The organism is Halobellus rarus (genome assembly GCF_024494595.1).
GTDB lineage: Archaea > Halobacteriota > Halobacteria > Halobacteriales > Haloferacaceae > Haloquadratum > Haloquadratum rarum.
On record NZ_JANHDI010000012.1, the window covers coordinates 17,170 to 39,511 of the forward strand.

Annotated in this window: 21 protein-coding genes; 10 read left to right on the plus strand and 11 right to left on the minus strand. The window is 66.2% G+C overall.

Features of this window, described 5'->3' with window-relative positions:
• The first annotated feature begins 87 nt into the window (after positions 1-87).
• From NO876_RS14100 to NO876_RS14115, 4 genes are all read left to right on the plus strand, one after another.
• Positions 88-1,158 (plus strand): NAD(P)/FAD-dependent oxidoreductase, encoded by a 1,071-nt coding sequence (locus NO876_RS14100; protein WP_256422304.1) that lies wholly within the window; start codon positions 88-90, stop codon positions 1,156-1,158.
• Positions 1,159-1,365: 207 nt separating this feature from the next.
• Complete coding sequence (locus NO876_RS14105; protein ID WP_256422305.1) at positions 1,366-2,790, plus strand: MATE family efflux transporter; 1,425 nt, start codon at positions 1,366-1,368, stop codon at positions 2,788-2,790.
• Between the two features lie 143 nt (positions 2,791-2,933).
• Entirely contained in the window at positions 2,934-4,541 is a 1,608-nt protein-coding gene (locus NO876_RS14110; RefSeq protein ID WP_256422306.1) for a BCCT family transporter, read from the plus strand.
• A 93-nt stretch (positions 4,542-4,634) separates the two neighbouring features.
• A complete protein-coding gene (locus tag NO876_RS14115; RefSeq protein WP_256422307.1) occupies positions 4,635-4,919 on the plus strand; it encodes a DUF7545 family protein in 285 nt (94 codons plus the stop codon).
• A gap of 41 nt (positions 4,920-4,960) precedes the next feature.
• On the opposite strand, the gene NO876_RS14120 is transcribed toward NO876_RS14115, so the two are convergent.
• The gene (locus NO876_RS14120; RefSeq protein ID WP_256422308.1) at positions 4,961-5,806 is read right to left on the minus strand and encodes a ZIP family metal transporter; all 846 of its coding nucleotides are present in this window, start codon (positions 5,804-5,806) and stop codon (positions 4,961-4,963) included.
• 281 nt (positions 5,807-6,087) lie between these two features.
• Between NO876_RS14120 and NO876_RS14125 the strand changes: the two genes are divergently transcribed.
• Positions 6,088-6,552, plus strand: coding sequence for a YbaK/EbsC family protein (locus NO876_RS14125; RefSeq protein WP_256422309.1), 465 nt, complete (start codon positions 6,088-6,090; stop codon positions 6,550-6,552).
• Between the two features lie 29 nt (positions 6,553-6,581).
• Here the strand turns inward: NO876_RS14125 and NO876_RS14130 are convergent, their stop codons facing one another.
• Entirely contained in the window at positions 6,582-7,670 is a 1,089-nt protein-coding gene (locus NO876_RS14130; protein WP_256422310.1) for a sensor histidine kinase, read from the minus strand.
• A gap of 101 nt (positions 7,671-7,771) precedes the next feature.
• Here NO876_RS14130 and NO876_RS14135 point away from each other — a divergent pair, with 101 nt between their 5' ends.
• From NO876_RS14135 to NO876_RS14150, 4 genes are all read left to right on the plus strand, one after another.
• Positions 7,772-8,089: a DUF7967 family protein gene (locus NO876_RS14135; RefSeq protein ID WP_256422311.1), complete on the plus strand. Its 318-nt coding sequence runs from the start codon at positions 7,772-7,774 to the stop codon at positions 8,087-8,089.
• Between the two features lie 101 nt (positions 8,090-8,190).
• The gene (locus tag NO876_RS14140) at positions 8,191-10,299 is read left to right on the plus strand and encodes an acetate--CoA ligase family protein (RefSeq protein WP_256422312.1); all 2,109 of its coding nucleotides are present in this window, start codon (positions 8,191-8,193) and stop codon (positions 10,297-10,299) included.
• The gene (locus NO876_RS14145; protein WP_256422313.1) at positions 10,296-11,477 is read left to right on the plus strand and encodes a phosphotransacetylase family protein; all 1,182 of its coding nucleotides are present in this window, start codon (positions 10,296-10,298) and stop codon (positions 11,475-11,477) included. The genes NO876_RS14140 and NO876_RS14145 overlap by 4 nt, the downstream gene beginning before the upstream one ends.
• Positions 11,478-11,714: 237 nt before the next feature.
• Positions 11,715-11,891, plus strand: a complete 177-nt coding sequence (locus tag NO876_RS14150) for a hypothetical protein (protein ID WP_256422314.1) — start codon at positions 11,715-11,717, stop codon at positions 11,889-11,891.
• Between the two features lie 6 nt (positions 11,892-11,897).
• Here the strand turns inward: NO876_RS14150 and NO876_RS14155 are convergent, their stop codons facing one another.
• A complete protein-coding gene (locus tag NO876_RS14155; RefSeq protein WP_256422315.1) occupies positions 11,898-12,506 on the minus strand; it encodes a plastocyanin/azurin family copper-binding protein in 609 nt (202 codons plus the stop codon).
• A 166-nt stretch (positions 12,507-12,672) separates the two neighbouring features.
• On the opposite strand from NO876_RS14155, the gene NO876_RS14160 reads away from it, so the two are divergent.
• The gene (locus tag NO876_RS14160; protein WP_256422316.1) at positions 12,673-12,921 is read left to right on the plus strand and encodes a DUF7543 family protein; all 249 of its coding nucleotides are present in this window, start codon (positions 12,673-12,675) and stop codon (positions 12,919-12,921) included.
• A 59-nt stretch (positions 12,922-12,980) separates the two neighbouring features.
• On the opposite strand, the gene NO876_RS14165 is transcribed toward NO876_RS14160, so the two are convergent.
• The 8 genes from NO876_RS14165 to NO876_RS14200 all read right to left on the minus strand — a co-directional run bounded on the left by NO876_RS14165 (position 12,981) and on the right by NO876_RS14200 (position 22,239).
• Positions 12,981-13,766: a CBS domain-containing protein gene (locus tag NO876_RS14165; RefSeq protein ID WP_256422317.1), complete on the minus strand. Its 786-nt coding sequence runs from the start codon at positions 13,764-13,766 to the stop codon at positions 12,981-12,983.
• A gap of 114 nt (positions 13,767-13,880) precedes the next feature.
• Positions 13,881-15,356, minus strand: coding sequence for a DHH family phosphoesterase (locus NO876_RS14170; RefSeq protein ID WP_256422318.1), 1,476 nt, complete (start codon positions 15,354-15,356; stop codon positions 13,881-13,883).
• 907 nt (positions 15,357-16,263) lie between these two features.
• A complete protein-coding gene (locus NO876_RS14175) occupies positions 16,264-17,778 on the minus strand; it encodes an NADH-quinone oxidoreductase subunit N (RefSeq protein WP_256422319.1) in 1,515 nt (504 codons plus the stop codon).
• Complete coding sequence (locus NO876_RS14180) at positions 17,778-19,304, minus strand: complex I subunit 4 family protein (RefSeq protein ID WP_256422320.1); 1,527 nt, start codon at positions 19,302-19,304, stop codon at positions 17,778-17,780. Before NO876_RS14180 ends, NO876_RS14175 begins: the two co-directional genes overlap by 1 nt.
• Positions 19,301-21,319: an NADH-quinone oxidoreductase subunit L gene (gene nuoL, locus NO876_RS14185; protein WP_256422321.1), complete on the minus strand. Its 2,019-nt coding sequence runs from the start codon at positions 21,317-21,319 to the stop codon at positions 19,301-19,303. The genes NO876_RS14180 and nuoL overlap by 4 nt, the downstream gene beginning before the upstream one ends.
• 1 nt (position 21,320) lies before the next feature.
• Positions 21,321-21,623, minus strand: a complete 303-nt coding sequence (gene nuoK / locus NO876_RS14190; protein ID WP_256422322.1) for an NADH-quinone oxidoreductase subunit NuoK — start codon at positions 21,621-21,623, stop codon at positions 21,321-21,323.
• On the minus strand, positions 21,623-21,982 hold the full coding sequence (locus NO876_RS14195; protein ID WP_256422323.1) for a proton-conducting membrane transporter: 360 nt from the start codon (positions 21,980-21,982) through the stop codon (positions 21,623-21,625). Before NO876_RS14195 ends, nuoK begins: the two co-directional genes overlap by 1 nt.
• Positions 21,979-22,239, minus strand: coding sequence for an NADH-quinone oxidoreductase subunit J (locus NO876_RS14200; RefSeq protein ID WP_089768442.1), 261 nt, complete (start codon positions 22,237-22,239; stop codon positions 21,979-21,981). The genes NO876_RS14195 and NO876_RS14200 overlap by 4 nt, the downstream gene beginning before the upstream one ends.
• Positions 22,240-22,342 lie beyond the last annotated feature (103 nt).

Genomic DNA, 22,342 nt, shown 5'->3' on the forward strand with positions numbered 1-22,342 from the left:
AGTATTGAATATTATGCACAATACAGTCTGACGGGCGGCGCGCACGACAGCGGAATCTAAAAGGGCGGGTCCGACATAGGGGAAGACATGACAGCAGACGCCGACGACGTCGTCGAACACCGACCGCTCATCGTCGCGGGCTCGGGTATCGCGGGACTCTCCGCGGCGATCTACGCCGGACGCTCGAACAACGAACCCCTCGTCTTCGAGGGCGACGAGCCGGGCGGCCAGCTCACCCTGACGACCGAAGTCGACAACTACCCCGGGTTCCCCGAGGGCATCTCCGGCCCCGAACTGGTCCAGAACATGAAGCAACAGGCCGAGCGCTTCGGCGCGGAGATAAAGAACGGCATCATCGAGTCCGTCGACTCCGAGGAGCGGCCGTTCACGGTGCGTCTCAAGAACGGCGACGTCTACACGGCCGACGCGATCATCGCCGCGTCGGGTGCCTCGGCGCGAACGCTCGGCATCCCCGGCGAAGACGACCTGATGGGCTACGGCCTCTCGACGTGTGCGACCTGCGACGGCGCGTTCTTCCGCGACGAGAAGATCATGGTCATCGGCGGCGGCGACGCCGCGATGGAGGAGGCGAACTTCCTCACCAAGTTCGCCTCGACCGTCTACATCGTCCACCGCCGCGAGGAATTCCGCGCAGAGGACTACTGGATCGACCGCGTGATGGAGAAAGTCGAGGCGGGCGAGATCGAGATTATGCGCAACACCGAGGTCACGGAACTCCACGGGAGCAGAGAGGAGGGCGTCGACCACGTCACGCTCGTCGAGCACCCCGAGGGCCGCCCGACCGACAAACTCGACGACCCCGACACCGAGGAGTTCGACTTCGACGTCGGCGCGGTGTTCTACGCGATCGGTCACACGCCGAACACGGGCTACCTCGAAGGGACGGGCGTCGTACTCGACGACGACGGCTACCTGAAGGCGAAGGGCGGCGAGGGCGGCGGCCAGACCGCGACGGACGTCCCCGGCATCTTCGGCGCGGGCGACGTCGTCGACTTCCACTACCAGCAGGCCGCCACCGCCGGCGGGATGGGCGTGAAGGCCGCCCTCGACGCCGACGACTACCTCGAAGAACTCGAACGCGGGGAGGAGGCCGCGGCGGGCGGTGAGGTCGCGGCCGCCGAGAGCGACGACGACTAAACACCTACCTTTTTCCAGCGGTGGGTTTCCTCGCGGCGCTACGCGCCGCTGCGGGAACCCACCGTGCAAAAACCTAGAGGGAAAAAGGCCGCTCGCGGTGAACACCGCGCTCCGCGCGGCGATGCTTGTGACACAGATTCGTTCTTCACTCCGGCCGCTCCATCCGCGAACGGAATCTCTTAGCCCCGGCGGCGACTTCTTTCGACTGTGTCACGGCTCCGCCGAATCGGATCGAAACTCGCCCGAGCCCTGGCCCGCGCGGGCGTCATCGACGAGCGGCGACTCGACGCGACCGTCGAGTTGGCGTGGCCGCGGGTCGTCACCGGCTTCGCGATTATGTCGAAGCGGACAGTGGACCTCGCGCTCGTCGGTCTCGTCATCGGGCCGACGGCGGTCGCGGGGCTGACGCTCGCGAACGCCTTCTGGATGGTCGCGAAGTTCCTCGCGATCGGCCTCGCCGGGGGGACCGTCTCGCTCGTCTCCCAGAACTACGGCGGCGGCGACGTCGAACGCGCGGCGTCGGTCGTTCGACTGAGCGTCGTCCTCTCGATCCTGCTCGGAATTCCGATCGTCGCGTTCTTCGGTCTCGCGGCCGAGCCACTGGTCGGCCTCGTCGGCGACGACCCGACGAGCATCGGCCACGGCGCGACGTACCTCGCGGTCGTCGCGCCCGGCCTCGTCTTCGAGTTCCTGAACCTGATCGCCAGCCGAACGTACGCGGGCGTCGGCGACACGGTCACGCCGATGGCGGCCCGCGCGGGCGGTGCCGTGGCCAACATCGCGCTCTCGGCCACGTTCGTCCTCGGACTCGATATGGGCGTCGCCGGGGCGGCGCTGGGAACCGCGCTCGCGACGGCGCTCGTGACGGTCGCCTTCTCGTGGGGGATGACCGGTCGGAACTACGTTCGGGGGCGCGGCGCGAGTCCGGTCCCCCTCACGCTCGAACGACCGATATTCGACGCCGAACTGCTCCGGCAGATCGCGCGCGTCTCGACGCCGCTCGTGGCCCGGCGGGCCGCGCAGGGGCTGGTCGTCTTCCCCCTCCTGGCCATCGCGGCGACGTTCGGTCCGGTGGCCGTCGCGGCCATCGGGATCGGCCGACAGGTCCGCGCGCTGCTCGCGAGCTTCTCCTGGGGGTTCTCCATCGCGGCGTCGACGCTCGTGGGCCAGGAACTCGGTGCGGGCGAGGAGACGGAGGCCGAAGCGTACGGCTGGGGCATCGTCCGACTCTCGGCGGTGGTGTACGTATTCGCTGCCGCCATTGTGGTCGTCTTCGCCGACCCCATCGCCGGCGTCTTCGTGACCGAGGCCGAGAACCGAGCCCTCTCGGCGCAGTTCGTTCGCGTCGCGGCCGTGAGCGTCGTGGCAATGGGGATCGACGGCTCGATCACGGGCGCGCTGCGGGGTGCGGGCGACACGCGGATTCCGTTCGTTTCGGCGCTCGCGGGGCTGTATCTCGTGGCCGTCCCCGTCGCGTGGCTCGGAACCGTCGTCCCGGTGCTCGGAATCACTGGCCTCCTGCTCGCGCTCCTCGCGGAGACGGCCGTCCCGATGGTGGTGAACTTCTGGCGGTTCCGCTCGAACCGCTGGAAGGCGATCAGCCGAGAGTACCGACCGACGGTGGGCGATTGACGGCGATCGCGTGAGTGACGTCGTGCGAACCGACGGTAGCGACCGATACGGTCCCCCGGAGGAGGCGCCGCGTACCGGTGCACTTCAACGGGTTGAATATGTCGTCGCATCTTTGACAACGTATCACGCGGAGACGGAACTGTATGCGCACCGTGCGTGCGAGTCTGAGACAGTTCGTGGACGAACTCGACTCCGTGGTGTTCGGCGTCGGGTTCTCGGTATCGCTGGTCGCCATCCTGGTCTTCTTCTCGAGCCCGGAGGCCTCGGCAAACAGGATGGGACAGATAAACGAGTACCTCTGGACCGAGTTTATGTGGGTCTACGTCGGGACGATGTTCCTGATGGTGACGTTCAGCCTCTGGCTGATGTTCGGTCGCTGGGGCGACATCAAACTCGGCAAGCCCGACGACGATCCGGAGTTCAGCCTGCTGGCGTTCTTCTCGATGATGTTCTCGGCGGGCATCGCGGCCGGCATCGTGTTCTGGGGGCCGGCGGAGGCACTGGCGCACTACGAGACCGTCCCGCCGCTGATCGGCGCCGAGGCGGGGACGCCCGCGGCGGCGGTCGGTGCCATCCAGTACACGCTCTTTCACTGGGGTATCTCCTACTGGGTGCCGTACCTGATCGTCGCGCTGCCGATCGCCTACTACGCGTTCCGGAAAGACGCGCCGATGCGCGTCTCGACGCTCATCGCGCCGTTCGTCGGCGTCGACAATCTCGACGGCTTCTGGGCGAAGACCATCGACGTGCTGGCGGTGTTCGCGACCATCGGCGGCATCGCGACGACGCTGGGCTTCGTCGGCAGGCAGTTCCTCACCGGCCTGGAGTACACCGCCGGCGTCTCACTCGGCGACGCCGGAACGGTGCTCGTGATCACCGGCCTGACGGTCGCCTTTACGGTCTCGGTGACGCTCGGGGTGAAGAAGGGTATCGCGCGCGTCTCGCTCTTCAATATGGCCGTCTTCGCCGGCCTGGCGGTCGCGACGTTCCTCCTCGGGCCGACGAACTACATTATGAACACCGGCCTCCAGGCTGTCGGGGGCTACTTCGGCGAGTTCCTCTCGATGAGCCTCTACACCAACGCCACCGGGACCGGTGAGTGGGTCGGTAACTGGACGGTCTTCTACTGGGCGTGGGTGTTCTCGTGGGCTCCCTTCGGCGGGCTGTTCGTCGCTCGCATCTCGAAAGGGCGGACGATCCGGCAGGTCGTCGCGACCGCCCTCATCGGCGCGACGGCCTCGACGATCCCGTGGTTCCTCACGATGGGCGGCAGCGCCATCTTCTTCGAGCGCAACGACATCGCACCGATGCTGCAGATGGTCGACCAGTACGGCGTCTCCGTCTCCGGGTTCCCGCTGTTCGGAGCGCTTCCCTTCGGCGACGGCCTCGCGGCGGTGTTTATGCTTCTCGTGGTGACGTTCTTCGTCACGTCGGCGGACTCCTCGACGCTGGCGCTCGGGATGCTCACCACCGGCGGCAAGCAGCACCCCTCGACGATCAACCGGATCATCTGGGGCGGACTGATGGGCGGCCTCGCGTCGCTGCTCATCGTCGGCGGCGGCATCGACGCGCTCCGCTCCTCGGCCATCATCACCGGGTTCCCCTTCGCGCTCATCTCGGTCGTCGCCATCGCGGGGATGGTCTGGGAGTACCAGTCGGTCTCGCCGCTGCTCTCGTCGGACCCGGACGGGGCAGTCGGGGGGTCGAACGACTCGGTGGGAATGTCCTCACCGAGCACTGACGACGACTGATTCGGCCCGTCGTAACCGTTAACCGACGATCGCGACGCCCCCGTCTCCGACCGCTTCCCACAGACCCTTATGTCGAGGCGCCCGAGAGGCGGTATGGTCGAAACCGAGACCTACACGATCGAAGCGCCGAACGGAGACGTCGAGGAGATCGAACTACCCGAGGGCCTCGCCGACGTCTTCACCGACCAGGGCGAATCGCCGACGGCGGTCGTCGGCGACCTCCTCATCCAGTCGTTCGCCCAGCAGGCCCACGGCGTCGTCCACCACGGCCAGGGCGAGACGCCCGCGGACCTGGAAGCGCTCAACGAGAAGATGGAGGAGCTCTTCGAGGATCGATTCGGCGTCTCGCTCTCGGAAGCGATGGGCCACAGTCACTGAGCGAGTCCCTCTCCTTACTTTCGGATTTCCGTCTCGACCGGTCAGAGGAACGCGAGCGGGATCATCGCGAACACGCCGGCGGCGATGCCGCCGAACAGTTCCCGACGACCGTTGCCGGGGAGTCCCCGGCCGATCTCTCTGGCCTCCGGAATGAACTCCGTGAGCACCAGATAGATCATCGCGCCGGCGGCGAAGCCGAACCCCGCCGGGAGGAACTCCCGTGCGATGCGGACGAAGTAGAACGCGATCACGGCACCGATGGGTTGCGGGAGGCTCGAGAACACCGACCACCAGACGAGCTTCCAGTTCGCGACGCCCATCGACCGCAGCGGAATCGAGATGGCGACGCCCTCGGGGACGTTGTGGATCGAGATGGCGATCGTCATAAAGATCGCCAGCACGGGTACGACGAACCCGAAGATCTGGGTGCCGCCTTCGATCCCCAGATCGGCGAACGAGACGCCGACGGCGACGCCCTCGGGGAACGAGTGGACGGTCAACACGCCGAGAATCAACACTAGCTTCTTGAAATCCGCCTCGGCGTACTGCTTCGGGTCGACGTCGGCCCCCTCGATGAGGCCGTGGGCGACGAACACGAGGATGACGCCCGCGAGGAGCCCGGCCCCCAGCAGGAGCAGCTGCCGCTGAGGGATCGGGTCGACCGCGATCCCGTTCAGCGAGACCTGTACGTACGCGCCGAGCGCTTCCAACACCAGTCCGAACACCGACGCCGAGAGCATAATGCCCGAGGCGATCCCCCACAGCGCGACGTTCCAACGGTCGCTCACGTCTGAGACGAAAAAGAAGGGGACTGCACCCAGGCCGGTCGCCAGCGCGGTGATGAACCCCGCGACGAAGACGAACCCGAGAGACCAGAACTCGACCATACCCTATCTAGACCGCGTACGACCATAAATATTTCATATATCTTAACTTTTGGCAGGCCTAAAAATATGGCACCCAGCGGTTTGGTGGGACGACATAACGTGAAATAACCTAAGGTATATTACCATTCCGCACACTGGCTGGATACGCCACGATCGGTGATGCACCGCTTCGCGGCCAGTACGCCGCCGCCACCGGTCCCGTTGGCACCTCGGTATGCGGAGAAATGGGCTCTACAGTCGCCGGCGAAGCGTTCTTCGGGGTCGCGCTCGCAGACGTTCGTATGCATCGGAGAGCCGCGGAGTTCGCGGACCAAGTAGCGGAGCGCTACGGCCTCGACCTGGCTGTCGAAGAGTTCCCGGAGGGGACGAAGACGGCGGCGGACGCCGCGGAGGCGGTCGGTTGCGAGGTCGGACAGATCGCCAGCAGCCTCGTCTTCGAGGCCGACGGCGACCTCGTCGTCGTCGTGACCAGCGGCGCGAACCGGGTAGATGAATCGCTGCTGGCCGACCACCTCGACGTCGAGGACGTTTCGATGGCGAACCCCGAGCGGATCAGCGAGGTCGTCGGATGGAGCATCGGCGGCGTGCCACCCCTGTGTCACGAGACCGACGTTCCGGTGTGCATCGACGAGTCGCTCCTCGACTACGAGCGGGTGTGGGCCGCCGCCGGGACGCCGACCGCCGTGTTTCCGATCGATCCGGACGAACTGCGGGGAATCGCGGGCGCGACGCCGATCGACGTGTGAGCGAGTAGCCGCGCCCCGTCGGCGATTCGCTATCCCACGATGTCGACGCCGGTGAACTCGAACCGCGCACCGCCGTCGTCGCCCTCGGTCACGGTAACGTCCCAGCCGTGTGCTTCCGCGATCCACTTGACGATCGCCAGCCCGTAGCCCGTTCCCGCCTCGGCCGTCGTGTAGCCGAGATCGAACACCCGATCGCGTTCCTCCGGTGGAATCCCGGGGCCGTCGTCCGCGACGTAAAATCCGGTTTCGCTCCCGTCGATAGCGCCCACACGGACCGTTACTCCGCCGCCGCTCGCGGAGCCGTGTTCCGCGGCGTCGTCGGACGCCCGACGGCTCGCGGAGCCGTGTTCCGCGGCGTTGCGGATCAGGTTCTCGAAGAGGTTTCGGAGCCGATCGGGATCGGCCTCGATCGTGAGGTCCGACTCGACCGCTAGGGACGCGTCGTCCGTCTCGACTGTCGCCCAGCACCGTTCGAGAAGCGTCGACAGCGTCACGTGCTCTTTCGTTCCGACGTCCTGCCCGTGTTTCGCCAGTGTCAGCGTGTCGTCGATGATCGTCCACATCCGTCCGAGCGCGTCTTCGGCCTCCGCGAGGTGGGCCGAGTCGCACTCCGCCGCAGCGAGTTGCACGTGTCCTTCGGCGACGTTCAGCGGGTTCCGGAGATCGTGGGCGACGACGCTCGCGAACTCCTCGAGCCGTTCGTTCTGCCGTTCGAGTTGCCGCTCGTAGGCTTTTCGCGTGCCGATCCGCCGGAGGGAAACGATCGCACCTTCCGTCTCACCGTCGGTCCGGATGGGCGTAACCCGTGCCTCCGCAGGCAGACGTCGCGGGACGGGCGCAGTCTCAGGGTGAGACATCGACAGTTCGACTCGTTCTTCCGTCGATTCGCCAGACGACACCGTCTCGACGGCCGCCTCTAGCGCCTCGAACCCGTCCTCGACGACCCGGCCGAACACCGCGAAGTCGGATCCGATCACCGGCTCACTGGTGAGTTGTGAAATCTCGTAGAACCGCTCGTTCGCGAAGGCGACGGACCCGTCGGTGTTGACTGCCACCACCGGCTCCATCTGGTTTCTGGAGACGGTTTCGACGTCGATCCCTCCGTCACCGCGTGTCATAGGTCGAGTACAGCAGAGACGATGTAAAATGTACCTACTCGCTCGGGATGTCCTGGCTTCCGTGATCGGATTTTTGCCTCTCGAACGCGTATGTCCAATCAATGCAAGACTCCTCCGATGCAGCCGACGACGACGTCGGCCGTTCCGAAGACGGACGCGACCGCGTCTGGCTCGTCGAGCGGACGTACTCCGACGACGAGCAGAACATCGTGATCTTGGTGTACGCGACGCTCGATGGCACACGGTACCTCCGGAAGGAGCGGGCGCTCACGAGTTTCGACGACGTGCGCGACACCACGGCCGCGATCCGAGCGCGCGAATCGAGTTTGGGCCGAGTCGCCGATCCGGACGAAAGGGAACGGTACGCCAGCGAGGCGAAGCGAACGAAACAGCAGTACGGTCCCGACGAAGTGATCTGACGGGCCCTCTTCGAAGCGACCCCGAGGACGACCCGACGACGTACTCGAAACCGAGTACCGAATACTCGAATTTAAGAATCAGCACGGAGTAGGTCCGAACGATGGGAGAGCTATCTCCGTTGTTCGCGCCCGAACGCATCGCCGTCGTGGGCGCTACGGACCGCGAGGGGTCGGTCGGCAGAGCGATTATGGAGAACCTCCTCGACGCGTTCGTGGGCGAGGTCGTCCCCGTGAACCCGGGGCGAGAGGAGGTCTTCGGACTGCCGGCGCTCGACAGCGTCGCCGACTCGGAGGCCGACCTCGCGGTGGTGGTCGTCCCCCCGGCGGTCGCCGTCGACGTCGTTCGCGAGGCCGGCGAGGCCGGCATCACGAACGTGGTGGTCATCACCGCCGGGTTCGGCGAGACGGGCACCGAGGGTGCCACCCGGGAACAGGAGCTGACGGCGGTCGCCGAGGCGTACGACATCGACCTGGTCGGCCCGAACAGCCTGGGTATCATGTCCACCCCCGTCGGAATGAACGCCTCGTTCGGACCCGAGAACGCCACCTCGGGGCGGATGTCGTTCATGAGCCAGTCGGGCGCGTTCATCACGGCCGTGCTGGACTGGGCGAACGACCAGGGTATCGGATTCAAGGACATCGTCTCGCTCGGGAACAAGGCCGTCCTCGACGAGTCCGACTTCGTTCGGGAGTGGGGTGACGACGACGAGACGGACGTCGTGATCGGATACCTCGAAGGCATCGACGACGGCCAGACGTTCATCCAGACCGCCAGGGAAGTCACTCGGGAGACGCCGATCGTCCTCGTCAAGTCCGGCCGCACCGACGCCGGGGCGCAGGCCGCCTCCAGTCACACGGGGACGATCGCCGGCTCGGATCAAGCCTACGAGGCGGGTCTCGAACAGGCCGGGGTCATCCGCGCCGACTCCGTTCAGGAACTGTTCGACGCCGCGCGCGTCCTGGAGCGTCAACCCCTCCCCGAGACAGACGCCGTCGCGGTCATCACCAACGCCGGCGGACCGGGCGTGATGAGTACCGACTCCATCGGCGACTCGCGGCTCTCGATGGCCTCCTTCACCGACGAGACCCTCGAAGCGTTCTCCGAGACGTTGCCCGCGGAGGGGAACATCTATAACCCGGTCGACGTCGTCGGCGACGCGGACAACGAGCGGTTCCGCGACGCCCTGGACGTCGCCCTCGGCGACGAGAACGTCGGCAGCGCGATGGTGCTTGCCTGTCCCACCGCCGTCCTCGATTACGGGGAGTTAGCCGAAGACACGGTGGCGATGCAGGCGAAGCACGGCAAGCCGGTCGCCGCCTGCTTTATGGGCGGGGCGCGGGTCGAGCCCGCCGCGGAGACGCTCTCGGAGGCCGGCATCCCGAACTACTTCGACCCCGCGCGGGCGGTCGCGGGCCTCGACGCGCTCTCGCGGTTCCGCGACATCAGCGAGCGCGAGTATCAGGAACCGACGACGTTCGACGTCGACCGCGAGCGCGCCCGGGAGATCCTCTCCTCGGTCGAAGGGCGGACGGACACGCGCCTCGGCGTCGAGGCGATGGGCCTCCTGGACGCCTACGGGATCCCGACGCCCGACGGCGACATCGTCGACGCGCCGGCCGACGCCCTGGCGGTCGCAGAGCGGATCGACGGCGACGTCGTGATGAAGATCGTCAGCCCAGACATCCTCCACAAGTCCGACATCGGCGGCGTCAAGGTCGGCGTCGCCGACGAAGACGTCGAAGACGCCTACGAGGACCTCGTTTCCCGCGCCCGCAACTACCAGCCCGACGCGACGATCATCGGCGTTCAGGTGCAGGAGATGGTCGACCTCGACAGCGGCGTCGAAACCATCGTCGGGATGAACCGCGACCCGCAGTTCGGGCCGCTCCTGCTCTTCGGTCTCGGCGGCATCTTCGTCGAGACGCTCGAAGACACGACGTTCCGCGTCGCGCCCGTCTCCGAGGCCGAGGCCGAGGCGATGACCCGCGAGATCGACGCCGCGCCCCTCCTGCGGGGCGCTCGCGGGCGCGAACCCGCCGACGTCGAGGGCGTCGTCGAGACGATCCAGCGCCTCTCACAGCTCGTGACCGACTTCCCGGCCATCCTGGAACTGGACATCAACCCGCTCGTCGCCACGCCGGACGGCGTCGAAGCCGTCGACGTACGGCTCACCGTCGACCCCGACGAACTATCGAGAGTCCACCAATGAACACGAACACCCTACTCGTCACCTCGATCACGGAAAGCACCGGCAAAACCGCAGTCACGCTCGCGCTCGGCGGCCTCGCGCAGGAGCGCGGCCTCACCGTTGGCTACATGAAGCCCAAGGGGACGCGGCTCCAGTCGAACGTCGGCAAGACGCTCGACGAGGATCCGATGCTCGCGCGCGAACTCCTGGGGCTGGACAGCGAGATGCACCAGATGGAACCGATCGTCTACTCGCCGACGTTCGTCGACGGCGCGATCCGCGGCCAGGAGGACCCCGAAGAACTCGGCGGGATCGTCGAGGAGCACTTCGCGGACCTCGCGGCCGAGACGGACCTGATGCTCGTCGAGGGCGGCGGCTCTTGGACGGTCGGCGGTATCGTCGACCTGACGGACGTCGACGTCGCCGACCGTCTCGACGCGAACGTCCTGCTCGTGGCCGGCTACGAACAGTCGAGCGACCTCGACGACGTCGTCGCGGCCGCCGAGGCGTTCGGCGACCGGCTCGCGGGCGTGTTGTTCAACGGCGTGACCGACGCCGCCTTCGACGACCTCGAACAGGAGGCGGTGCCGTTCCTCGAAAGCCGCGGCGTACCCGTCCTCGGCGTCGTCCCCCGCGAACGGGAACTCGCCGGCGTCCGCGTCAACGACCTCGCCGAGGAACTGGGTGCCAAGGTCGTCACCGAGGGCGACTCCGACGCCTACGTCGAACGGTTCCTCGTGGGCGCAATGGGCGGCGACGCGGCGTTGCGGTACTTCCGCCGGACGAAGAACGCCGCGGTAATCACCGGTGGGGACCGTTCCGAGATCATCGCGGCCGCGCTCGAAGCGCCGGGCGTCAACGCCATCATCCTGACCGGCGGTCACCGCCCGACGTCGGCGGTGCTCGGCAAGGCCGAACAACGGGGCGTGCCCGTGCTCTCGGTCACCGGCGACACGCTCTCGGTCGTCGACCGCGCGGAGGCCGTCGTCAACACCGGGCGGGCCCGCGACGAGGAGACCATCGCGCGGATGCGCGAACTGCTCCACGACCACGCGGACGTCGACGCGATTCTCGGTGTTGAGACGGCCGCACCGGGTGACGATGTGTCCGATACGGAGGTCGGGTCCGCCACGGGAGACGACGCCGGTGCGGACCCTGACGCGGATTCAGACCCCGGCGCCGATGGCGACGCGGAGTGATAGTCACCGCCGGGGCGAGCCATCGTCGAATCGTAGCCGATTCCGATCCCGGTTCCGAGTCTCCACCGGTTCGATCCACGTGGACGTACAGTCAGATGAGCGGTGGTGGCAGCCACTACTGCACGGTCCACGCACCCGCGCGATTGGACATATCTGACCTATAGACACCGACATAAGTGGTCCCTTCTCGGGCCGTAATCAGCGATTAATTATTACTACGCCCTCCCGTGGGGACGTATGGACTTCGACTGGCCGACATACTTCGAGTGCGCGGCGTGCGGGGCCGAATTCCCGGCGAACAAGGTCCAATACGACGACTTGGGCTATCCGGAATGCCCCGACTGCGAGGCGCGAACCGGTCCGCTCGCCAGTCTGGAGGCCGTCGACGCGGTCGAGCACGGAATCGCCGAATAACGGTCATCACTCGTCGTCGTCCATCATCTCGTAATCGCCACCGTATTTCAAGAAGAAGTACGCGAGCGAGACGACGGCGACGAACGCACCCGTCACCGTCACGAGGAGGGTCTTTGCGGCGTCGGGGACGGTTGGAGCCGGCTGTCCGCCCGGGTCCGTCTCCGCTCCGCCCGGCGTGACGTCGACGCTCCCGAGCATCCCCACGCTCTCGTGCGGGATACAGAAGTACTCGTACGTCCCTTCGACCTCGAAGGTGTGCTGGTACGTTTCGCCCTCTGGGACGTCGCCGCTGTCGGGGTCGCCGGCCGAGTAGGCACCGCGTGCGTCCGCCTCGTTGTCGAACCCGCCCGACGCGAAGTACGCGGCCTCGTCTGGGATCTCATCTTCGTAGGCAGTGACTGAGTGACCGACGGTCCCCACGGTCTCCCAGACGACGGTGTCGCCGGGCGCGATCGTTATCGAATCCGGGTCGAAGACCAAGTCGTCGGTCATATCGATCCTGTGGGTCGTTCCCTCCTGCGCAGTTGCCGTTCCGGCCGCACCTCCGGCCGCGCCGACCCCGACTGCGGCCTGAAGGAGTCTGCGCCGCGAGAGTCGCATCGACGGTCGAGCCATAGGGTAGAGACGCGGTGTCACGAATTAGTAAGTCGGATATTTCTCGCTTCTCGGGATCTAATTGGTCAATACCTGTCATATTCTCGGACTCCGCCCAGCAGACACGTACCAGAAGCCCGAGGCGTGTAGTCGGAAGATACAGGCCGACTCCGCGCGAGCGATCGGTATGGAGTGGACGCGGAACCGGAGAGACGACGAGGACCTCGTCGAGTGGACGCGCGCGGACGGGTACGTGACCATCCGGCGACGACGCCGGGCCGACGGCGGGTGGGTCGTCAGACTCGACCGACTGTATCAGGCACCGGAGGGAAGCGGCTACCGACGAGAACGCGCCGACGACGTCGAGTCCGCCGGGGGCTTGGTCGAAGCCTGGAAGAGCGAGAACGGGGGGGCCGAAGAACAGTCGTCTACCTGACTACGTTGCTCCCGAGGCGGGACGTCCGAGGCAGCGACAGTGGCGCGTCGTCGCCGTCGTCACTCCTGAAGCCGGTGCGTCGTCTCGATGAGCGGGTGCCGGCCGTAGTCGGCGATCTCGATGTCTTCGAGCGAGGAGAGCCCCTCCTTGTCGGCCGTCCGCTGCATCCCCAACTCGATCGGCTCGTCGAGGACGATCACGGAGGCGTCCATCTCCTCGATCCCGAGTTGGTGGGCGGCCATCACGCGGTGGTGGCCGTCGGCCAGAAGCAAGTCGCCGCCGTTGTCGATGACGACGAGCGGTTCGGCGAGTCCGCGCTCGAGTTCGTACTGCCGTCCTTCGAGTTCGTCGGCGTACACGCGGCCCTGCGTCGGGGTGAGGTCATCGAGTTCGACGACTCTCGGCTCCTGGCGCAGCGTGATGCCGTGGATCTGTTCGAGCGTGCGCATCAGTTTCCCCACTTTTTCGGGCGTCGCGCGCTCGATCTGCGAGCGGACGACGTCCGTGTTCGAGATGATACCGACGAGGTTGTCCGCGTCGTCGACGACCGGGAGCTTCTGGATCCCCGAACGGAGGATCACGCGCGCGGCGTCGATCACGTCCATCTCGGGGTGTGCGACGATGATGTCTTCGGTCATCACGGTGAAGATCGGGACCTCGTCGTCGACCAAGAGCAGATCGCTAGCAGTGACGAACCCCTCGACCTTCCGACTCTCCGCCACCGGGAATCCGTTGTGGCCCTCGCTCTCTTTGATCCGCCGCGCGACGTCTGCGACGGTATCGGTCGGCGCGACGGTTTGCACCTCGCGCGTCATGTACTCCTTGACCTTCGGTCGCCCACTCATTGTCGTGGGTACGCGGGCGGGCCGCAAAAACGTGCGCCCTCGTCGTCGAGCACGTGCGCCTCAATTGCCGATGACGTGCTCATCGGCACCCGGACGATCCCCCGCCACCGACAGTCACTCCTCGAAGGAGTCGAAGGGCGACTCGAACACCCAATCGGGCCCTTCCGATCCGACGTCGAGAAGCGTCGTCGCATCTTCGAGCGTCTCGAAGATCCGCCCGGCGATGACGTCGGTGACGATCGCGGACAGTTCCGCCGCGGATTCCTCTCCGGTGTCTCCCAAGATTCCCAGCGGGACCTGCGCGCCGGCCATATCGGCGTGGCCGCCCGCGCTGCCGATCGCTCCGAGTGCGTCCCGGAGAGATTCGCCGAGGTCGACGTCCGTCCCGCGAGCCCGTCCGGAGACGTAGACCGTGCCGTCTTTGAACCCGTAGACGATCGCGATGCGGATGCCCTCCATATTCAGTAGCCGGTCGGCGGCCTGCGCGAGCGAGTCGCGGTCGGAGATGGGTCCGACGTTCGACGCGAGCGCGTCGCCGCGGACGTCGCGGTCGCGTATCGCCCGCGCCAGCGTCTCCAGCACCGCCGAGGTCATACTCGGCGATTCGACTCGGTCGAGGGCCGAGAGGTCGGCGTGCGTGAGCAGCCACGCCGCGGCCTCGAAGTCCGTCGCCGAAACCTCCCTGGTGAAGTCGTTCGTGTCGATCCGGATCCCGAAGAGCAGCGCCGTCGCCAGCGACTCCTCGGGCTCGATGCTAGCCCGACGGAGGTACTCCGCCAGGAGCGTACTGGTCGCGCCGACGTCGCGTCTGAGGTCGACGAAGTGCGCCTCCACGGGTGCCCGGGGCGGGTGGTGATCGACGACGATGTCGATCTGGGTGTCCTCTGGAAGGCCGTCGTTGACACCGGGGCGCGAGTGGTCGACGAGTGCGATGCCGTCGTAGGCGTCGAGGTCCGTCTCGGCGTCGAGTTCGATCAGATCCAGATCCAACAGGTTCACCAGCGCCCGGTTCTCCTGATGGGAGATGTCCCCGAAGTAGCAGGGATCGGCCGAGACGCCGACGGCGGCGGCCAACTGCGAGAGCGCGAGCGCGCTCGCGATCGCGTCGGGGTCCGGATTGTCGTGCATCACTACGGCCAACCGACCGTCGATGCGGCGGAGCGCGGTGAACAGTCGTTGCAGACGGTTCGCACCGAGCCCGATCGTCAGATCGCGGATCCGACCCCCGAGCACGCGTTCGGCGTCGACCACGCGATTCGCGAGGCGTTCGACCGTCGCCCGCGTCTCCTCGGTCGCACCGACGCCGAGGTACACGATCAGGTTCGCGTCGGGGTACTGCGCCCGGGCCCGGGCAGCGGCGTCGACGTTCGTCTCGGCGTCGTCGGCCGCGACGAACACCAGATCCGCGCTCGGTGGATACGCGGTCGGGTCGTCGGGAGGCCCCCGTTCGATCGTGACGCCGCCGACTCCGGTCCGGAAGTCGTCGTCGTCGCACTCTCCGATGACCGTCAGTTCTCCGGGCCACTCGGAGATACGCTCTACGGTCTCGCGTGCGACCGACCCGCACCCGAGGACCAGCCGCCGTTGCATACCATCCTCTCGGCTCGCCGGTGGCAAAAACATCCACCTTTTCGCCGTCCACCTTTTTGACGCGGTGAGTTTCCTCGCTCGCTGCACTCGCTGCGGGAACCCACCGCGCAAAAACCGGTCTTGCTGAGCGTAGCAAAGCAAGGCTCGTGAGACGCGACGCGTCTCACGGCGGAGGGGAAAATACCGCTCGCCCGGCCTTCGGCCTCGCTCGCGGTGGGATACAAAAGAGTACAAGAGTTGGAGGACCGTCCAGCGGCGTTGGTTTCACTGTCGTCTACGGCGAATTAACCAGGGAGTAGACCGTGCAAACTGATATCCACTACTCTTGGAGTCGTTACAGGCCTCCTGCCAGTAGACTGAGCGGCTTTCAGTCTTGCTTGCAGTGGCAACGCGATGATCTATTGCAATGGAACGAACATTAACTGTATGGCGTATCAAACAACCCTTGGCTGGTCACTTCTCACCTCAGGAATTGTCACCCTGCTTCTCTACGTGCTTCCCGGTGATTCACTCTGGTGGGGAATCGGCCTGTTGATCGCGGGACTTGTCGTCCTCTACATTCGGCGTGATGACGTTTCCGGCGCATTAGATGTGCTATCCTGACGTACGTGGAAACGAGGTCCGTTCATAGCTCAGTAGTCGGATCTGTTGCGTCGGACTGAGTTGCTGAAAGGCATTCTCTATATTCAGCAAGTCCTTTCTGACGTCTCGTCGAGAGGTGGGTGGTCGCACCGGTAACGCTTTCATCTGTCTGCGTTCCGCGATCCGGGCGAGACCGCCGATTTCACTGGAAGCCGGCGGCTCCGCGCCGGCGACGGAGCGAGCGGTCTTTTTCCCTCTAGGTTTTTGTACGGGGGTTCCCGCAGCGAACGCAGTGAGCGAGGAAACCACCGCGTCAAAAAGGTGATTAGAAGAGCGCGGCGGCGACGGCCTGAGCGGTCTCGATGACCGGGCCGAAGGCCGGCAGCAGCAGCAGCGTGGCGAGGCCCGCGAACAGCACCGCGGCGTACAGGCCGACCGGCCGACTCGTGATCTCGAAGTCCTCCGCGGGCGACTCGATCCACATCGCCTTGACGACGCGGCTGTAGTAGAACAGCGACAGCGCGCTGTTGATCGCGCCGACGGCGGCGAGCCACCAGAACCCGGCCTCGATGGCCGAGAAGAACAGGGCGTACTTCGAGAGGAAGCCGCCGAACGGCGGCAGCCCCGCGAGACTGAACATGAACACCGTCATCGCGACCGCGGCGATGGGGGCCGTCGACGCGAGGCCGTTGTAGTCCTCGAACGTCCGGCCGACGCCCCAGTGTTCGACCAGGGCGATGAACAGGAACGCGCCGGTGTTCATGAAGCCGTAGACGAGCAGGTGCGCCATCGACGCCCCGAGGACGGAGGCGTTCGGACCGCCCGCGGTCAGCGCCGCGAGCCCGATGAGCGCGTAGCCCGCGTGTCCGATCGAGGAGTACGCGAGCATCCGCTTGACGTTCTCCTGGGTCGCGGCGGCGAAGTTACCGAGCGTCATCGTGACGACGGCGAGCACCTGGAACGCCAGCACCCAGTCGACGCCCGCAGGGATCGCCCCGAGCGGGAACGCCTCGACGAAGACGCGGAAGGCGACGGCGAAGCCGGCCGCCTTCGACGCCGACGAGAGGAACGCCGAGATCGGCGCGGGCGCGCCCTCGTAGGCCTCCGGCGCCCAGAAGTGGAACGGCACGGAGGCGGTCTTGTAGGCGACGCCGCCGACGATCATCAGCACGCCCATCCCGAGGACGCCGGCCATCTCGGTGTCGCCGATGGCGGCGGCCACGTCGCCGAGCACGAGCGATCCCGTGACGGCGTAGACGAGGCTGATCCCGAAGACCATCACGCCCGAGGAGACCGAGCCGATGAGGAAGTACTTCAGCCCCGCCTCGACGCTGCCGCGGTTCTTCTTGAGGAACGCGACGAGCGCGTAGGAGGGCAGCGACGCGAGTTCGAGGCTGATGAAGACGGTCGCCAGCGAGTTCGCCATCGACATCATCGTCATCCCGGTCGCGGCGAACAGCACCAGCGAGTAGAACTCCGCGCGGTGAGACTGCTCGCGCAGGTAGTCGTAGGAGGCGACGGCCACCATCGCGGTGACGATGGTGAAGATGAGCGTGAAGAAGAGGCTCATCCCGTCGACGACGAGCGTGTCGCCGTACAGCGAGATCGCGCCGCCCGTCCGCACCTGTCCGGTGCCGGCGACGAGGAACCACGCCGCGACGCCGAAGGCGAGCAGCGATCCGGCGGCCGAAACGCCGGCCAGGAGCGTGTTGCTCGTCTCCTTCGGGGAGACGGTGTCGATGCCGAGCAGCACCAGCCCGGTCAGTCCGAGCAGCAGCGCCGGGGCGAGTGCGGTCCAGGCAGCGACGGGTTCGGTCTGCAGCGCGATCGCGTCGAACATCACAGCCCACCCCCAGTGAGGATCGGGTTAACGGCGTCTTGAATCATCCCGAAGAAGAGGTCGGGCGCGACGCCGAGCACGATCGTGAGAAGCAAAAGCACCGCGAGCGGTGCCACGTCGTGGAAGGGAGCGTTCGTGATCTCGTACTCGCCGTCGAAGCTGAAGGGTCCGAACAGCGTCCGCTGCATCGCGAAGAGCAGGTAGCCCGCGACGATCACGATGCCGAACATCGCGGCCGCCGTGAACAGCGGCATTCCGGCGTGGACGGTCGACTCGAAGGAGCCCTTGAAGATGAAGAACTCGCCCGCGAAGCCGGCCATCAGCGGCAGGCCCATGTAGCCGAACGCGCCGGCGACGAAGATGCCCGCAGTGAGGGGCATCCGATCCGCGATTCCGGACATATCGCCGACCATCCGGGTGTGCGTCGTGTTGTAGATGACGCCGACCGCCATGAACATCAGCCCCGAGATGAGGCCGTGGGCGATCATCTGGAACGTCGCGCCGCCGACCCCGTAGGTCGTGTACGCGACGAGTCCGAGGATGACGTACCCCATAGACGACACGGACGAGTACGCGACGATCCGCTTGAGATCCTGTTGAGCCAGCGCCAGCATCGCGCCGTAGATGACGCTGATGACGGCGACGCCCGCGATCGGGACGACGAGCGCCGTCGCGACGTCGGGCATCATCGTGAAGTTGAACCGAAGCAGCGCGTACGTCCCCATCTTCAGGAGGACGCCCGCCAGCATCACCGACACCGGTGTCGGCGCTTCGACGTGGGCGTCCGGCAGCCACGTGTGTAGCGGCGCGACCGGCACCTTCACCGCGAAGCCGAGGAACATCGCCACGAAGGCGACGGTCTTCAGCGTCGCGGCGTCGAGGCCGGCGAACGCGCCGAGTTCACCGGCGCGGAGCGCCTGTGCGATCTCGGGGAGGCGCATCGACGACACCGAGTCGCCGAGGCCGAACACCAATGCGATGAAGCCGATGAACATCACGAGCGAGGCGACGTTCGTGTACACGAAGAACTTGATCGCGGCGTAGCGGCGGTTCGGGCCGCCCCAGACGCCGATGAGGAAGTACATCGGGACGAGGACGGCCTCCCAGAAGACGAACCACGCGAAGAAGTCGAGCGCGGTGAAGACGCCGAGCAGGTTCGCCTCCATGAAGAGCATCAGCCCGTAGAACTGCGACTCACGGTCGGTGATCGGCGTCCACGCGCTGACGATCGCCAGCGTCGAGAGGATCGTCGTGAGGACGATCAGCGGAAGACTGATGCCGTCGACCCCGACGAACCAGTGGAGGTCGAGGCCGCCCAGCGTCAGCCAGACGACGTCTGTCTCGAACGCGATGGATCCGCCCAGCAGGGCGTTCCCGCTCGCGTCGTACTGTGCCCACATCCAGAGGCTCCCGAGGATCGGGAGCGCGCTGAGTGCCGCCGCGAGTCGGCCGGCGTACTCGTCGGGGGCGACGAACACGACCAGCGCGGCGAGGAACGTGACTGCGATGAGCGCTTCGATTATCATACGAACCACCCTCCGAGAATCCCGAAGGCGAGAAGTAACGCGGTCAGGCCGAGCGTGAGGAGCACCGCGTAGTTACTCACGACGCCGGTCTGGATCCGGCGGACGCGACCGCCGGCGAACAGGCTGACGCCGGAGACGCCGTTGACGACGCCGTCGACGACGCCGCCGTCGAACTTGTTGGCGGCGCGGGCGACCGGTCGCGTGACGCCGTTGGCCAGCCAGACCTGGTACTCGTCCTGGTAGTAGTTGTTGTACAGCACTTTCTTGATGCCGCCGAGCCGATCGGTGTGTCGGACTGGCTCGGGGACGTTGTACAGCAGGTACGCGAGGCCGGAGCCGGCGAGCGCGAGCCCCAGCGAGACCGCGCCTGGAAGCAGCGGACTCAGGTGGAGTCCGGCCGCACCGTACCCGGCGAAGTCCTGCAGCAGCGTGCTGTAGTGCTCGGTCGTCAGCCCGGCGTACCCGTGTTCGAGCCACGTGTGCAGGAACTCGATGTGGAGTCCCGTCAGCTCCGCGACGGGGACCATATTCACGAGACCGGCGACCGCGGCCAGCACTCCGAGAACGGCGAGCGGGAACTTGACGTTCCACCGCACGCCGTGTGGGTCCTCCGCCGTCTGCGTCCGGGGCTTCCCGTGGAACGTCAGGAAGACCATCCGGAAGGTGTAGAAGCCGGTAAAGAAGACGGCCAGCAGCCCCATCGCGTAGGCACCGAGGAGGATGGGGTTGCCGTCGAGGCCGTGCAGCAGCGTCTCGTACAGCACCTCGTCTTTCGACCAGAAGCCGGCGAACGGGAAGATGCCCGCGAGCGCGAGCGATCCCGAGAGGAACGTGTAGTAGGTCACGGGCATCTTGTCCTTCAGGCCGCCCATGTCCCACATGTTCTCGTTGTGGTGCATCGCGATGATGACCGACCCGGCCCCGAGGAACAGGAGCGCCTTGAAGAACGCGTGGGTCATCAGGTGGAAGGTCGCGGCGACGTACCCGCCGCCGCCGAGTGCCAGCATCATATACCCGTACTGCGAGATCGTCGAGTACGCCAGCACCTGCTTGATCTCGCGCTTGACGAGTCCCATCGTCGCGGCGAACAGCGCCGTGAAGCCGCCGACGAAGGCGATGATCGCGAGCGCGGTCGGCGAGACGGCGTAGAAGCCGTACATCCGCGCGACGAGGTAGACGCCCGCGGCGACCATCGTCGCGGCGTGGATGAGCGCCGAGACCGGCGTCGGGCCCTCCATCGCGTCCGGCAGCCACGTGTGTAGCGGGAACTGCGCGGATTTGCCGATCACGCCGCCCAGCACGAGCAGGCCGACGATCGTGAACCACGTCTGCGGCGCGAAGCCGAACGTGGTGACCGAGGCCTCACCGCGGAGCGCCGCCTCGGCGAGCGCGGGGAACGATTCGGAGCCGACGAACGACGCCGTGCCGAACGTCGCGAAGACGGCGACGACGCCGACGAGGAAGAAGTAGTCCCCGAAACGAGTGACGAGGAACGCCTTCTTGGCGGCGCTCGGCGGGCCCGGCTCCCGGAAGTGGAAGCCGATGAGCAGGTACGAGCAGAGCCCGACCAGCTCGAAGAACATGAACGCCATGAGCAGGTTGTCCGCGACGACGAAGCCGAGCATCGACGCCGTGAACAGCCCGAGGCCGGCGTAGTAGCGCGGCAGTCCGGTCTCGCCCTCGTCGTTCATATAGCCGAGACTGAAGACGTGGACGAGGAAGGCGACGAGCGTCACGATGAGAAGCATCATCGCCGACAGCGGGTCGATCAGGACGCCGAACGTCAGATCGACCGCCTCGAGGCCCTCCGCCCAGGTGTAGATAGTCGCGTCGTACGTCTGTCCCCCGGCGACGGTCAGAACCGTCGCGATCGAGAGGACGAGCGATCCCGCCGTCGCGGCGATGCCGGCGTACGCGCCGCCCTTCGGAAGGCGGTCGCCGACCGCGAGCGCGACGAGGAACGAGACGAACGGCAACAACACGATCGCGGGTGCGAAGTCGAGTATTCCTGCCATCTTACCACCTCATCGTCGTCGCCTCGGTGACGTCGACGCTGTCGAAGTTGCGGTACAGCACCAGGATGATCCCGATACCGATCGCGACTTCGGCGGCGGCGAGCGCCATCACGAACAGCCCGAACGTCTGCCCCGTGACGTTCCCCCAGACGAAGGAGAACGCGACGAGGTTGATGTTCGCGGCGTTCAAGAGCAGTTCGACCGACATCAGGAACAGCAGCGCGTTGCGCCGCGTCAGGATGCCGAACAGTCCGATACAGAAGACGGCGGCGGAGAGGAGCAGGTAGTACTCCGGCGGGACCATCACTCCTCACCTCCGCCGAACAGCGTGCGTTTGAGTTCTCGACCGCCGTCGGCCAGGAGCGTCCGTCCGTCGTCCTCGCCCTCGCGCGTCGCGAGGTGGACGGCCCCGTCGAGTGCGACGTCCAGCGTCACCGCGATCAGGAGGAAGGCGACGAGGAAGCTCTCGCCGGCGACGTCGCCTAGCTCCAGGTTGAACATCGCGAAGCCGATACTGGCCGTGATGTTCGCGCCCTCGGCGAACCCCTGCGGTTCGGGGAACGACGCCGAGAGGATCGTCGCGGCCATCACGACGAACAGGGCCGCGGCGGCGAGACCGGGAACCAGGTGCGAACCCAGGTTCAGCTCCGGTTTCGTGGTCATGTGCTACTCACCTCCGGTTGTGTACGCGTCAGCATCACGGCGAACGTGATGAGGATGAGAACCCCGCCGACGTAGACGAGGATCTGCATTGCGGCGAGAAACTCCGCCTGCAACATCACGTAGTGCACCGCGACGCTCAAGAGCGCGCCCCCCAGCAGGAGTGCGGAGTGCCAGATGTCCCGCACGAGGACGACGCCCAGGCTGCAGCCCACGGTCACGAGGGCGAACAGCGCGAACGCGATGGTTTCATAAACCATTGTGTGTGTCTCCTTGAGGTATCCCTTTGAAGATTTCGAGAAGTCCGCGCCCCGGTCCGTTCGGGACGTGCGGACTTTGATCGGCTGTCTGTTCCGCTCCGGG

Bases quoted from the DNA above. Each gene is read 5' to 3' on its own strand.
- NO876_RS14100 (WP_256422304.1), top strand. From the start codon at position 88: ATGACAGCAGACGCCGACGACGTCGTCGAACACCGACCGCTCATCGTC.
- NO876_RS14110 (WP_256422306.1), top strand. From the start codon at position 2,934: ATGCGCACCGTGCGTGCGAGTCTGAGACAGTTCGTGGACGAACTCGAC.
- NO876_RS14115 (WP_256422307.1), top strand. From the start codon at position 4,635: ATGGTCGAAACCGAGACCTACACGATCGAAGCGCCGAACGGAGACGTC.
- NO876_RS14120 (WP_256422308.1), bottom strand. From the start codon at position 5,806: ATGGTCGAGTTCTGGTCTCTCGGGTTCGTCTTCGTCGCGGGGTTCATC.
- NO876_RS14125 (WP_256422309.1), top strand. From the start codon at position 6,088: ATGCATCGGAGAGCCGCGGAGTTCGCGGACCAAGTAGCGGAGCGCTAC.
- NO876_RS14130 (WP_256422310.1), bottom strand. From the start codon at position 7,670: ATGACACGCGGTGACGGAGGGATCGACGTCGAAACCGTCTCCAGAAAC.
- NO876_RS14135 (WP_256422311.1), top strand. From the start codon at position 7,772: ATGCAAGACTCCTCCGATGCAGCCGACGACGACGTCGGCCGTTCCGAA.
- NO876_RS14140 (WP_256422312.1), top strand. From the start codon at position 8,191: ATGGGAGAGCTATCTCCGTTGTTCGCGCCCGAACGCATCGCCGTCGTG.
- NO876_RS14145 (WP_256422313.1), top strand. From the start codon at position 10,296: ATGAACACGAACACCCTACTCGTCACCTCGATCACGGAAAGCACCGGC.
- NO876_RS14150 (WP_256422314.1), top strand. From the start codon at position 11,715: ATGGACTTCGACTGGCCGACATACTTCGAGTGCGCGGCGTGCGGGGCC.
- NO876_RS14155 (WP_256422315.1), bottom strand. From the start codon at position 12,506: ATGGCTCGACCGTCGATGCGACTCTCGCGGCGCAGACTCCTTCAGGCC.
- NO876_RS14160 (WP_256422316.1), top strand. From the start codon at position 12,673: ATGGAGTGGACGCGGAACCGGAGAGACGACGAGGACCTCGTCGAGTGG.
- NO876_RS14165 (WP_256422317.1), bottom strand. From the start codon at position 13,766: ATGAGTGGGCGACCGAAGGTCAAGGAGTACATGACGCGCGAGGTGCAA.
- NO876_RS14170 (WP_256422318.1), bottom strand. From the start codon at position 15,356: ATGCAACGGCGGCTGGTCCTCGGGTGCGGGTCGGTCGCACGCGAGACC.
- NO876_RS14175 (WP_256422319.1), bottom strand. From the start codon at position 17,778: ATGTTCGACGCGATCGCGCTGCAGACCGAACCCGTCGCTGCCTGGACC.
- NO876_RS14180 (WP_256422320.1), bottom strand. From the start codon at position 19,304: ATGATAATCGAAGCGCTCATCGCAGTCACGTTCCTCGCCGCGCTGGTC.
- nuoL (WP_256422321.1), bottom strand. From the start codon at position 21,319: ATGGCAGGAATACTCGACTTCGCACCCGCGATCGTGTTGTTGCCGTTC.
- nuoK (WP_256422322.1), bottom strand. From the start codon at position 21,623: ATGGTCCCGCCGGAGTACTACCTGCTCCTCTCCGCCGCCGTCTTCTGT.
- NO876_RS14195 (WP_256422323.1), bottom strand. From the start codon at position 21,982: ATGACCACGAAACCGGAGCTGAACCTGGGTTCGCACCTGGTTCCCGGT.
- NO876_RS14200 (WP_089768442.1), bottom strand. From the start codon at position 22,239: ATGGTTTATGAAACCATCGCGTTCGCGCTGTTCGCCCTCGTGACCGTG.